Source organism: Bradyrhizobium tropiciagri (assembly GCF_018130545.1).
Taxonomy (GTDB): domain Bacteria; phylum Pseudomonadota; class Alphaproteobacteria; order Rhizobiales; family Xanthobacteraceae; genus Bradyrhizobium; species Bradyrhizobium tropiciagri_A.
This window is the reverse complement of sequence record NZ_JAFCKF010000003.1, coordinates 372,695-384,722: the sequence shown is the minus strand read 5'-3', so window position 1 is coordinate 384,722 and position 12,028 is coordinate 372,695. Positions and strand designations below refer to the sequence as shown.

The 12,028-nt window shown below is 65.8% G+C and carries 14 protein-coding genes; 10 read left to right on the top strand and 4 right to left on the bottom strand.

Annotated features, from left to right (window positions below; translation table 11 throughout):
- Positions 1-33: 33 nt before the first annotated feature.
- Complete coding sequence (locus JQ616_RS14530; RefSeq protein WP_212015364.1) at positions 34-951, bottom strand: ABC transporter permease subunit; 918 nt, start codon at positions 949-951, stop codon at positions 34-36.
- Between the two features lie 302 nt (positions 952-1,253).
- Between JQ616_RS14530 and JQ616_RS14525 the strand changes: the two genes are divergently transcribed.
- Both JQ616_RS14525 and JQ616_RS14520 read left to right on the top strand, forming a co-directional pair.
- Positions 1,254-1,397, top strand: coding sequence for a hypothetical protein (locus JQ616_RS14525; RefSeq protein WP_212015363.1), 144 nt, complete (start codon positions 1,254-1,256; stop codon positions 1,395-1,397).
- A 221-nt stretch (positions 1,398-1,618) separates the two neighbouring features.
- Positions 1,619-2,146: a hypothetical protein gene (locus tag JQ616_RS14520; RefSeq protein ID WP_212015361.1), complete on the top strand. Its 528-nt coding sequence runs from the start codon at positions 1,619-1,621 to the stop codon at positions 2,144-2,146.
- Here the strand turns inward: JQ616_RS14520 and JQ616_RS14515 are convergent.
- The 3 genes from JQ616_RS14515 to JQ616_RS14505 form a co-directional block, all read right to left on the bottom strand.
- Complete coding sequence (locus tag JQ616_RS14515) at positions 2,126-2,518, bottom strand: carboxymuconolactone decarboxylase family protein (protein ID WP_212015359.1); 393 nt, start codon at positions 2,516-2,518, stop codon at positions 2,126-2,128. The two genes, JQ616_RS14520 and JQ616_RS14515, sit on opposite strands and share 21 nt — an antisense overlap.
- Before the next feature lie 31 nt (positions 2,519-2,549).
- On the bottom strand, positions 2,550-3,332 hold the full coding sequence (gene pcaD, locus JQ616_RS14510; protein WP_212015357.1) for a 3-oxoadipate enol-lactonase: 783 nt from the start codon (positions 3,330-3,332) through the stop codon (positions 2,550-2,552).
- 103 nt (positions 3,333-3,435) lie between these two features.
- Positions 3,436-4,806 carry a 3-carboxy-cis,cis-muconate cycloisomerase gene (locus JQ616_RS14505; protein WP_212015355.1) on the bottom strand — a complete coding sequence of 457 codons (1,371 nt, stop codon included), beginning with the start codon at positions 4,804-4,806 and terminating at the stop codon, positions 3,436-3,438.
- 211 nt (positions 4,807-5,017) lie between these two features.
- Between JQ616_RS14505 and JQ616_RS14500 the strand changes: the two genes are divergently transcribed.
- From JQ616_RS14500 to JQ616_RS14465, 8 genes are all read left to right on the top strand, one after another.
- Complete coding sequence (locus tag JQ616_RS14500; RefSeq protein ID WP_016840413.1) at positions 5,018-5,464, top strand: SRPBCC family protein; 447 nt, start codon at positions 5,018-5,020, stop codon at positions 5,462-5,464.
- Between the two features lie 154 nt (positions 5,465-5,618).
- Entirely contained in the window at positions 5,619-6,104 is a 486-nt protein-coding gene (locus JQ616_RS14495) for a (2Fe-2S)-binding protein (protein WP_016840414.1), read from the top strand.
- A 37-nt stretch (positions 6,105-6,141) separates the two neighbouring features.
- Positions 6,142-6,948 carry an FAD binding domain-containing protein gene (locus JQ616_RS14490; protein ID WP_212015354.1) on the top strand — a complete coding sequence of 269 codons (807 nt, stop codon included), beginning with the start codon at positions 6,142-6,144 and terminating at the stop codon, positions 6,946-6,948.
- Between the two features lie 137 nt (positions 6,949-7,085).
- Positions 7,086-7,994, top strand: coding sequence for an AAA family ATPase (locus JQ616_RS14485; RefSeq protein WP_212015352.1), 909 nt, complete (start codon positions 7,086-7,088; stop codon positions 7,992-7,994).
- Positions 7,995-8,139: 145 nt separating this feature from the next.
- A complete protein-coding gene (locus tag JQ616_RS14480) occupies positions 8,140-9,342 on the top strand; it encodes a vWA domain-containing protein (RefSeq protein ID WP_212015350.1) in 1,203 nt (400 codons plus the stop codon).
- A gap of 11 nt (positions 9,343-9,353) precedes the next feature.
- The gene (locus JQ616_RS14475; protein ID WP_021077800.1) at positions 9,354-9,677 is read left to right on the top strand and encodes an XdhC family protein; all 324 of its coding nucleotides are present in this window, start codon (positions 9,354-9,356) and stop codon (positions 9,675-9,677) included.
- 2 nt (positions 9,678-9,679) lie between these two features.
- Complete coding sequence (locus JQ616_RS14470; protein WP_212015348.1) at positions 9,680-10,393, top strand: XdhC family protein; 714 nt, start codon at positions 9,680-9,682, stop codon at positions 10,391-10,393.
- On the top strand, positions 10,390-11,994 hold the full coding sequence (locus tag JQ616_RS14465) for an NTP transferase domain-containing protein (protein ID WP_212015346.1): 1,605 nt from the start codon (positions 10,390-10,392) through the stop codon (positions 11,992-11,994). Before JQ616_RS14470 ends, JQ616_RS14465 begins: the two co-directional genes overlap by 4 nt.
- The last annotated feature ends 34 nt before the right edge of the window (positions 11,995-12,028 follow it).

Below are 12,028 nucleotides of genomic sequence, written 5' to 3'. Positions count from 1 at the left end.
GGGCGGGCTGAGGTCGCGCTCACGAAGTGCCTGTCAGACTTTTTCGACTTCGGGACGGCCTAGCAGGCCGGTCGGCATGAAGATCAGCACCACGATCAGGATCGAGAACGCGGCGACGTCCTTGTACTCGACCGAGAAATAGGCCGACCAGAACGTCTCGATCAGGCCGATCGCAAGCCCGCCGAGCATCGCACCCGGCAGCGAGCCGATGCCGCCGAGCACGGCGGCGGTGAACGCCTTGATGCCGGCGACGAAGCCCATGAAGAAATCGACCAGGCCGTAATAGAGCAGGTACATCATGCCGGCGACGGCGGCGAGCGCGGCACCGATCACGAAGGTCATCGAGATGGTGCGGTCGACATCCACCCCAAGAAGCGCGGCCATGGTCTGGTCCTGCTCGCACGCGCGCATGTCGCGACCGAGCCTTGTGCGCGACACCAGCCAGGTGAACAGCGCCAGCACCACGACGGTGGCGAGCACGACCATGATCTGGATGTTGGAGAGCTGCACGGCGAAGCCCTCCGGGCCTTCATGCAGCGTGTAGCCGCCGGTGATGATCGGCGGCACCGGCTTGACGCGCGCGCCCTGCGACACCTGCGAGAAATTGGTCAGCACGAACGACATGCCGATCGCCGACAGCATCGGCGCCAGCCGGAACGAATGGCGCAACGGCCGGTAGGCGATGCGCTCGATGGTCCAGCCATAGAGCGCGGTGATCGCCATCGAGACCAGCAGCACGATCAAGAGGATCAGGGGGATCGCGGTGAGGCCGAGCGACACCAGCACCAGGAATGAGATCAGCGCGATGAAGCCGCCGATCATGAAGATGTCGCCATGGGCGAAGTTGATCATGCCGACGATGCCGTAGACCATCGTGTAGCCGATCGCGATCAGGCCGTAGATCGAACCGAGCACGAGGCCGTTGATCAGTTGCTGGGCGAAATAGTCCATGCGCTGCCGTTAGTCCCCACTTCGCTCGAAAACGCCACGTCGCGAATGACGCGGCGAGGGCCCCCGGCAGCCTGATCCGTCGCGTCGTGCCATTTTCTAACAGCGGAACCCCGGCGGCGGCAACAGCGTGGCAGCAGCAGAAAGGGCTTGTACATAACTACTTTGGCGGGTGCGGTTCCGATGTCACAGGGTCGACACGCGGTTGCCCTGCAATGATCACGCCGGAACCGGTGTTCCCCCAGCAACTGCGCTTCCGGCGCGCGCGTTGTCCCCAGCTTGATCAAAGTAAAGGGAGTATCCGCATGAGCAATCAGAACCAGAAGCCGGGCCAGCAAGGCCAACAGCCTGGTCAGAAGCCGGGCCAGCAGCAGGGTGGCGGGCAGAAGCCCGGCCAGCAGCAGCAGGATCCAGGCCGCCAGGGCCAGCCCCCGAGCGAGGAGCGCTAGTTCGGAACCGACGGCACGGCAGGTCGTCATGGAAAGGCCCCGCGGAGGCGGGGCCTTTCCTTTTGCCTCGTTCTGGCACGGCGCGCCGGCTTGTCGCCAATAATCCCCAGGCAGTTAAGGTAAACAAAGGGTTTAAATTGCCGCCGGCAATTGATCGGCGTTACCTCGTACGCTGAACCGTCGCCGACCTGAAAGGCGCCGGACAGAAACGGGAAGCGGCAATGTCGAACACCTGGCGGATCAGCTCCTTCAACGGCGCGCTGCTGGCGGCCTATTTCATTCCGGTCTGGACCATCATCGCCTTCAGCATCATGGTGTCGCCGATCCACGGCCTCTATGAGCGGCCGAGCGTGTCGATCGCGCTCTATGCCAGCGACTATCTGCACCTCTCCAAGATGGCGACGGTGCGGCTGGCTTGGCTGCTGGCGCTGGCGCGGATCACGGTGGTGGCGTTCTTCGCGGTGTTCCTCGCGATGGCGGCATTCTCGCCGCTGCGCAAGAAGAGCAGCGGCAGCGACGAGGCGCTTGCGGTGGCGCTCTGCCTCGGCAGCGTGCTGAGCTTCGCCAGCATGATGATGGCCTCCAAGGTCGGCGAAGTCGAAGCGATGCGCATGCATGCCTCGGAGCTTCTGATGCTGCTCGGCACCGCGATCGTGATGCTGTTCGAGACCTCGCCGAAGCCCGCCGTGAAGGCGCCCGCAGCGGAGACAAGCGTGCCGGCCGGTGAGCTATCCCTTCAGCAGCCCTAGCTCGGCAATGATCGCGCCGGCTTCCTTGACGGCGTGATTGGCCGCGGGCACGCCGCAATAGATCGCCTGCTGCAGCAGGATCTCCTTGATGTCGTCGGGCGTGAAGCCGCCTTCGCTGAGCGCGGCGCGCACATGGAGGCGGAATTCGTCCCACTGGCCGAGCGCCACCATGGTGCCGATGACGAGCACGCGGCGGGTGCGGTGATCGAAATGCGGCCGGGTCCAGATGTCGCCCCAGGCGTAGCGCGTGATCAGGTCCTGGAAGTCGGTGTTGAACGCGTTGCGGTTTGTGATCGACTTGTCGACCCATTCATTGCCGAGCACCTTGCGGCGCTGCGTCATGCCGTCTTCGCGGCGCTGATTGTCGTCCATCAGTTTCTCCTCGCAATGACGCTCTTTGTTGTTACCGTTGCGTCAGGAAGCCGACCACGGCTTCGGTGAAGGCGTGCGACTGCTCGACGTTGGAAATATGCGCGGCGTCGAGCAGCGTCATGCTGGCGCCGGGAATGCCGCTGCGGATCATCTCGCCCGCCGACACCGGGGTCGCCATGTCCTGTTTGCCTGCGATCACCAGCGTCGGGCTCTTGATTTTGGGCAGCAACGCGCGCTGGTCGAGCGTGGAGAGCGCCTCGCAGCAGGCGAGATAGCCCTCGACGGGAGACGCAACCAGCATCGCCTTCATGCGCGCTGCGATCTGCGGCTCGCGCTCGCGGAAGTCGGCGGTCAGCCAGCCCGCGATCACGGTGTCGGCGACCGCGGCGATACCACCTTCCTTCACCGCCTTGATGCGGTTCAGCCAGTTGGTCGGATCGGGATAGTAGCAGGCGGTGTTGGCGAGGATCAGCTTGCCGAACCGCTCGGGCGCGTTGGCGCCGAGCCATTGCCCGACCATGCCGCCCATCGACAGGCCGCACCAATGCACCTTCTCGATGTTGAGGTCGTCGAGGATCGCGAGCACGTCGCGGCCGAACCGCTCCATCGAATAGGGGCCGGCCGGCACGCCGGACTTGCCGTGACCGCGGCGGTCGTAGCGGATGACGCGAAACATCTGCGTCAGCGCCGGCATCTGCGGCTCCCACATCTGCAAGGTGCAGCCGAGCGAGTTCGACAGCATCAAGGTCGGTCCGCCGTCGCGGCCGTCCACCTGGACGTTGAGCAGGCACCCGTCGGCGTTGATCATCGGCATGTTTCTTCCCCTCGTCATGCGCGGACTTGATCCGCGCATCCATCGAAAATGAATCTCTCCGGCGATGATGGATTGCTGAGTCAACCCCGGCAATGACATCCCGCTATTTGTCGTCGACCGAAGCCAGCAGACGATCGATCAGCGCCTGCGAGGCGCCCTGATAGGCCATCGGCTCGAACAGGCCAGCGATTTGCTTGGCGTCGAGATGCGCAGTGACCTTGGCATCCGCCGCCAGCACGTCGCGCAAATGTTTCTTCTCGGCGACCGCTTTCTTGCTCGCGGCTTCGATCAGATGATGAGCGTCGCTCTTGCCGATCTTGTCGGCGAGCGCAAAGGTGACGGCTTCCGCCATGATCAGCCCATGCGTCGCATCGAGATTGACGCGCATCCGCGCCGCGTCGACCTCGAGCCCTTCGGCGAGATCGACGATCGCGGCAAGCGCGCCCGAGGTCACCAGCATCAGGCCCGGCAAGGTCGGCCATTCCGCGTGCCACGGGCCGGCGCTGCGCTCATGGTCCTGCACCTGCGCGGCGAAGATCGTCGCGGCGAGGTTCGGCGCCATGGTCGCAGCGCCCAGCGCGCTTGCAGCGGCGACCGGATTGCGCTTGTGCGGCATCGTTGAGGAGCCGCCGCGGCCGGCGCCTGCCGGCTCGAAGGCTTCGCCGACATCGGTCTGCATCATCAGCGACACATCGCGCGCGATTTTGCCGCAGCTGCCGGCGAGGATCGCGAAGACCGACGCAGCCTCGGCGATGCGGTCGCGGTGGGTGTGCCAGGGCGCATCGGGCAGGGGCAGGTCCAATTCCTTGGCAAGCGCTGTTGCGACCAAAAGTCCCTTGTCGCCGAGCGCCGCGAGCGTGCCGGCAGCGCCGCCGAATTGCAGCGCCAGCGTCTCGCGGCGCAGGCGCAGCAAGCGCTTGCGGGAGCGGTGCAGCGCCGCGGCATATTCGGCGAGCTTCAGGCCGAACGGCATCGGCAGTGCATGCTGCAACCAGGTCCGCGCCACCATGGCGGTGTTGCGATGAGCGCGGGCGAGGCCGGCAAAACCCGCAACAGCGCGGTCGAGGTCGACGAGCAGCGCATCGATGCCGGCGCGCAGGCTCAGCATCGTCGCGGTGTCGATGACGTCCTGGCTGGTCGCACCCCAATGCACATAGCGCGCCGCCTCGGCATCCGCCTTGGCGACATCGGCGGTGAGAGACTTCACCAGCGGGATCGCCAGATTGCCCGATCGCGTCGCAGCATCGGCCAGCGCGGCGAGGTCGAATGATTCGGCCTTGCAGGCCGCGGCGATTGGTCCCGTGCTTGCAGCGGGAATCACGCCGCAGGCCGCCTCGGCGCGGGCCAGCGCGGCCTCGAAATCCAGCATGTTCTGCAGCGTGGCGGCATCGTCGCACACCGCGCGCATCGCGGCGCTCGACAGCATCGGCGCAAGCAGGGGGGAGAGGGCTGTGCGAGAGACGGTAGTATTCATGGCGCGCGACCTAACCACTGTCGCGCGCTCCTGCCAATGCCCCGGCGCTGCCGTCAATTTCGGCAGTGCGGATCGCGCGAATTCGTAAACGGCGGGATTGGCTTGCTGCGGTTGCGAATATGCATCGCTCATCCTCCGAAGGTGCCCTTTCCTTTGCGCCCCGGCTGCTTTACTTGGGGGAAAAGGTTCTTAGCGATCGAGGAGGTCCCCCATGGCCATGACAATGACCGGCGAAGTCCAGCTTGCAGCGCCGCGCCAGGCTGTGTGGGACAAGCTCAACGATCCCGAAGTGTTGAAGGCCTGCATTCCCGGCTGCGAAGAGCTGGAGAAGACCGACGAGGGCGGCTTCCGCGCCACCGCGAAGATGAAGGTCGGCCCGGTCTCGGCCCGCTTCAAGGGCAAGGTCACCTTGAGCGATCTCGACCCGCCGAATGGCTACAAGATCTCGGGCGAAGGCGAGGGCGGGGTCGCCGGCTTTGCCAAGGGCGGCGCCACCGTCGGCCTCGCCGACAAGGATGGCGGCACGCTTCTGAGCTACAACGTGGAGGCGCAGATCGGCGGCAAGCTCGCCCAGCTCGGCCAGCGCCTGATCAACGGCGCCGCCAAGAAGTTGGCCGATGAATTCTTTGCAAATTTTGCCAAGGCGGTGCAGGGTTAGCCCTGTTCGCGGGCCGGTTGATTAGGCCCCGCCATGCTCTGGATGGGTGGCTCGAAAGGTTGCCCATCGCGGGGCGCGCCCATATTATGCCGTCTGGAATGATTTTAAACCGCCTGCTTCGCCGATATGCGGTGGGGCAGATAAGAGAGTGCTGATGGCCAAGATTTCAATGATCGTGAACGGCAACCCCGTTAACGCCAATGTCGACCCCCGTACCCTTCTGGTCCAGTTTCTGCGCGAAAATCTGCGGCTGACCGGTACCCATGTCGGCTGCGACACCTCGCAGTGCGGCGCCTGCGTCGTGCACCTCGACGGCAAGGCGGTGAAGTCCTGCACGACGCTCGCGGTGATGGCCGACGGTCATGAGGTCAAGACCATCGAGGGGCTGGCTGCCGATGGCGCGCCGCTGCATCCGATGCAGGAGGCCTTCCGCGAGCATCACGGCCTGCAGTGCGGCTTCTGCACGCCGGGCATGATCATGACCGCCGTCGACCTGGTGCATCGCAAGGGCCACGAGCTCTCCGACGAGGTGATCCGCGAGGAGCTGGAAGGCAATCTGTGCCGCTGCACCGGCTACCAGAACATCGTCGCTTCGATCGCCGCCGGCGCCAAGGCGATGGCCAAATCGGACCTCGCTTAGTCAGCAATTCGTCGCGATCTGCGATCAGGACATTCCAATGTACGAATTCAAATATCATCGTCCCGGCACCGTACGGCAGGCCGCCAATCTGCTGGTGAAGAACGAGGACGCCAAGCTGATTGCCGGCGGTCACACGCTGGTGCCGGTCATGAAGCAGCGGCTCGCGAGCCCGCCGCATCTGGTCGATCTCTCCCACATCGAAGGTCTCAACACGATCGAGATGAAGGGCCGCTCGCTGGTGATCGGCGCCACCGCCAAGCACGCCGAGGTCGCGAACTCCGCTGTTGTCGGCGAGGCGATCCCGGCGCTGGCCGAATTGGCCGGCCTGATCGGAGATCCCGCGGTGCGCCATCGCGGCACCATCGGCGGCTCGCTCGCCAACAATGACCCGACCGCCGACTACCCGGCCGCGGTGCTGGCGCTGGGCGCGACCATCGTCACCAATAAGCGCCGCCTGAAGGCCGAGGAGTATTTCCAGGGCCTGTTCTCGACTGCGCTCGAAGCCGACGAGATCATCACCAAGGTGATGTTCCCGCTGCCGAAGAAGGCGGCTTACATCAAGTTCCGCAACCAGGCCTCGCGCTATGCGTTGGTCGGTGTGTTCGTGGCCAAGCGTCCGTCCGACGTCCGCGTCGCGGTCACCGGTGCCGGCTCCGACGGCGTGTTCCGCGTTGCCGCGTACGAGGAGGCCCTGAAGAAGCGCTTCTCGCACAAGGTGCTCGACGGCATCGCGGTTCCGGCCGATGGGCTGAACAGCGACCTGCACGGCAGCGCCGAATACCGCGCGCATTTGATCGGCGTTTTGACGCGCCGGGCGGTGGAAGCCGCCAACGCCAAGGACTAAATCCAAGGGACTAGGTCGCGGGACTAGATCCAAGGGACTAGATGCGACCTAGACCTCAAGGACTAGATCCAAGAACTAGCCCCAAGAACTAGCCAAGGCGTGATGTTGCTAACCCCTGTTCGAAGACTGGCTGTTCCATGAGTGCATCGGCGTTACCCACTTCCGTCGATGCGCTCGAGGGGCTGTTGACGTCGCGCGGCTATCTTGCCGAGCGGTCGCTCGCGACCGTGACCTATCTCGCGCTGCGGATGGGCCGGCCGCTGTTCCTTGAAGGCGAGGCCGGCGTCGGCAAGACCGAGATCGCAAAGGTCCTGTCGGCGGCACTCGGGCGCAAGCTGATCCGCCTGCAATGCTATGAAGGCCTCGACGTCGCCTCCGCGGTCTATGAGTGGAGCAGCGCGGCGCAGATGATCGCGATCCGGCTGGCGGAAGCCTCCGGCGACACCGATCGCGACCAGCTCGCGAGCGACATATTCGCCGAGCGCTTTCTGATCAAGCGGCCGCTGTTGCAGGCGCTAGAGCCGGATGTCGCGGGGCCGCCGGTGCTGCTGATCGATGAGCTCGACCGCGCCGACGAGGCGTTCGAGGCGTATCTGTTGGAAATCCTCAGCGACTTCCAGGTCACGATCCCCGAGCTCGGCACCGTGAAGGCGCCGGCGCCGCCGATCGTGATCATCACCTCGAACCGCACGCGCGAGATCCACGACGCGCTGAAGCGGCGCTGCCTCTATCACTGGGTGGATTATCCCACGGCGGACCGCGAGCTCGCGATCGTCAAGTCGCGGGTGCCGAACATCTCCGCGAAGCTGTCGCAGCAGGTCGTCCGCTTCGTGCAGGCGCTGCGCAACCAGGACTTCTACAAGTCGCCTGGTGTCGCTGAGACCATCGACTGGGCCACAGCACTGTCCGAGCTCGACGCCCGCTCGCTGACGCCGCAAGTGGTCGGCGACACGCTGGGCGCGCTGCTCAAGTATCAGGACGACATCGCGCGCATGCAGGGCGATGCGCTGCAGAAGACATTGAAGGAAGCGACGAGCGAGACGTAAGTCGCGCGCGTTGCATTTTGCGTCCGTCATTCCGGGGCGCGCGCAGCGCGAGCCCGGAATCCATACTCACGATCGTGGTTATGGATTCCGGGCCTGCGCCTAACGGCGCATCCCGGAATGACGTGGCTGATGGATCGAGCAGAAGATGGCGATCAACCACCTCGCGCCTCCGACCGGCCACATGGCCGACAACGTGATCGGCTTTGCCCGGGCGCTGCGGGCGGCCGGGCTTCCCGTCGGACCGGGCTCGGTGATCGATGCGCTCAATGCGCTGCAGCTGATCGAGGTCGGCAATCGCCTCGATTTCTACGCCACGCTGGAGGCGATCTTCGTCAAGCGCCATGAGCATGCGCTGATCTTCCGCCAGGCCTTCATGCTGTTCTTCCGCGCCGCCGAGGAGTGGAAGAGCATGCTGGATTCGGTGCCGCTGCCCGACCACGCCAAGAAGAAGCCGCCGCCGGCCTCGCGCCGCGTCCAGGAGGCGATGGCGCAGCCGGCGAAGAACGAGGAGCGGCCGCAGGCCCAGGAGCAGGAACTCAAGCTCTCGGTCTCCGACAAGGAGATCCTGCAGAAGAAGGATTTTGCGCAGATGACCGCGGCCGAGATCGCCGAGGTGACGCGCGAGATCGCCAAGATGCGGCTGCCGCAGGCCGAGCTCGTCACCCGCCGCTACCAGCCCGACGCGCGCGGCCTGCGGCTCGACATGCGCCGCACCGTGCGCAACTCGCTACGCACCGGCGGCGAAATCATCGATATCCGCAAGCTCGGCCGGATCGAGAAGCCGGCGCCGATCGTGGCGCTGCTCGATATCTCCGGCTCGATGAGCGAGTACACCCGCCTGTTCCTGCACTTCCTGCATGCCATCACCGATGCCCGCAAGCGGGTCTCGGTGTTCCTGTTCGGCACCCGCCTGACCAATGTGACGCGCGCGTTACGGGCGCGTGACCCCGACGAGGCGCTGGCGAGCTGCTCGTCCTCGGTCGAGGACTGGGCCGGCGGGACCCGGATCGCGACCTCGCTGCACACCTTCAACCAGCTCTGGGCCCGCCGGGTGCTCGGGCAGGGCGCCATCGTCCTCCTTATATCCGATGGACTAGAACGGGAGGCAGATGCCAAACTGGCCTTCGAGATGGACCGTTTGCACCGCTCCTGCCGCCGCCTGATCTGGCTCAACCCGCTGCTGCGCTACTCCGGCTTCGAGGCCAAGGCGCAGGGCATCAAAATGATGTTGCCCCACGTTGACGAATTTCGCCCGGTGCATAACTTGACGTCCATCAAGGGCTTGATCGGGGCGCTGTCATCCCCGCCGCCGGCGCACCACCGCAGCCTGATCCGATCCGTGGCCTGAGGGAGGTTTCTATGCTGAACCGCGACGAAGACATTCTTCAGGCCGCCGAGACCTGGCAGAAGCAGGGCCACGGCGTGGCGCTTGCCACCGTGGTCGAGACCTGGGGCTCGGCGCCGCGCCCGGCCGGCTCCAGCCTCGTCATCAATGACGACGGCACGTTTCTGGGCTCGGTCTCCGGCGGCTGTGTCGAGGGCGCGGTGGTCACCGAGGCGCTCGACGTGATCGCGAGCGGCCAGCCCAAGATGTTGGAATTCGGCGTCGCCGACGAGACGGCCTGGAACGTTGGCCTGTCCTGCGGCGGCACCATCCGCGTGTTCGTCGAGAAGGTCGGCTAGCCGTGAAACTCGAGACCCTGACACAACTCAACGCCGAGCGTGCCGCGCGCCGCCCTGTCATCATCGTCACTGACACCGCCAATGGCGAGCAGCGCCTGGTCAAGGCCCAGGACATCGCCGTCGATCCGCTGCGCGCCGAACTTTCGAAGCAGCTGCGGATGGGCAAGAGCGGCAATGTCGAGGTCGCGGGCAAGAAGCTGTTCCTCAACGTCTACGCGCCGACCGCAAAGCTCGTGATCATCGGCGCGGTGCATATCAGCCAGGCGCTGGCGCCGCTGGCGCGTTCGCTCGACTATGACGTCACGGTGGTCGATCCGCGCACGGCGTTTGCAAGCCCGGAGCGTTTCCCCGACGTGCCGCTGGTCGCCGAATGGCCTGATGTCGCGCTGCCGCCGCTCAATGTCGATCATTACACCGCGTTCGTCGCGGTGACGCATGATCCCAAGATCGACGATCCGGCGTTGCTGCACGCCTTTGACCGCGACTGCTTCTATATCGGCGCGCTCGGCTCGCGGAAGACCCACGCCAAGCGCGCCGAGCGGCTGCGCGCGCAGGGCGCCAAGGACAGTGACATCGCGCGGATCCACGCGCCGATCGGGCTCGACATCGGCGCGGTGTCGCCGTCGGAGATCGCGGTTGCGATCATGGCCGAGATCACCGCGCTGCTACGTCTGCCTCCCAAAGAAAACTCCAAGGAAAAAGAAGAAGCGGCATGAAGTTCGGTCCCGCCAGTCCGGCCGACGCGATTGGCGGCGTCACCGTGCATACGCTCCGCCAGGGTGCGCTGGTGCTCAAGAAGGGCACCACGATCGGCCCTGAGGAGGTCGACGCGCTGACCAGGGCCGGCGTCAAGGACGTCGTCGTGGTGCGGCTGGAAGAAGGCGACGTCTCCGAGGACACAGCTGCCGCCAGCATCGCGCAGGCGGTGGCGGGCGAGGGCGTCAATGTCGAGCGCGCCTTCACCGGCCGCGCCAATCTGTTCGCGGCGCGCCCCGGCGTGCTGGTGGTCGATCGCGCCGCGGTCGATCGTATCAACGGCGTCGACGAGGCCATCACCTTCGCCACGCTCGCGGCCTATAAGCCGGTGGTCGAAGGCGAGATGATCGCGACCGTCAAGCTGATCCCGTTCGGCGTCGAGGGGCGCTTGCGCGATGCCGCCGTCGCAGTCGCGGGCAAGGACGCGCTGCGGATCGCGCCTTATGTGATCAAGAAGGTCGGCGTGGTCTCGACCTTGCTGCCGGGCCTTGCGCCGAAGGTGATCGACAAGACGCTGCGCGTCACCGCCGAGCGGCTGGCGCCGGCCGGCGCCACCATCATCGCCGAGCGCCGCGTGCCGCATGACGAGACGGTGCTCGCCGGCGCGATTAAGGAATTGCTCGGCCTCGGCGCCGAGCTCGTCATCGTGTTCGGCGCGTCGGCGATCGCCGACCGCCGCGACGTCATCCCGGCGGCGATCACCGAGATCGGTGGCGCGGTCGAGCATTTCGGCATGCCGGTCGATCCGGGCAATCTGCTGTTGATCGGCAGCGCCGGCGGCGTGCCGGTGCTGGGCGCGCCGGGCTGCGCGCGCTCGCCGGTCGAGAACGGGTTTGACTGGGTGCTGATGCGGCTGCTCGCCGGCATCAAGGTGACGCGGTCGGATCTCACCGGCATGGGCGTCGGCGGCCTTCTGATGGAGATCGTGACGCGGCCGCAGCCGCGCACCGTGCCGGACACCGAAGGCAACCGCAACGTCGCGGCGATCGTGCTCGCCGCCGGTCGTTCGACCCGGATGGGCGGGCCGAACAAATTGCTCGCCGAGCTCGACGGCAAGAAGCTCGCGCGCGTCGTCGCCGAGCAGGCTCTGGCCTCGAAGGCTTCCGAGGTGATCGTCGTCACCGGGCACCAGGCCGATCTGGTCGAGCAGGCGCTTGATGGCCTCAAGGTCAAATTCGTCCGCAACCCGGACTTCGCCGGCGGCATTGCGAGCTCGGTGAAGGCCGGCATCGCGGCGGTCTCCGACGGCGCCGACGGCGCGATCGTCTGCCTCGGCGATATGCCGCTGATCGATGCCAAGTTGATCGACCGCATGATCGAGACCTTTGCGCCCGACCGCGGCCATCTGATCGCGGTCCCGGTCAGCGAGGGCCGCCGCGGCAATCCGGTGCTGTGGTCGCGGCGCTTCTTCAAGGAATTGATGACGCTCGACGGCGACATCGGCGCCCGTCATTTGATCGCAAAGCACGCCGAGGCCGTCGCCGAGGTGCCGGTCGAAGGCGACAGCGCCTTCCTCGACATCGATACCCCGCAGGCGCTGGAAGCCGCGCGGCGGGGGTAGCTTTATCCGCGTCGTCGCGCCATCAACCCGTCAT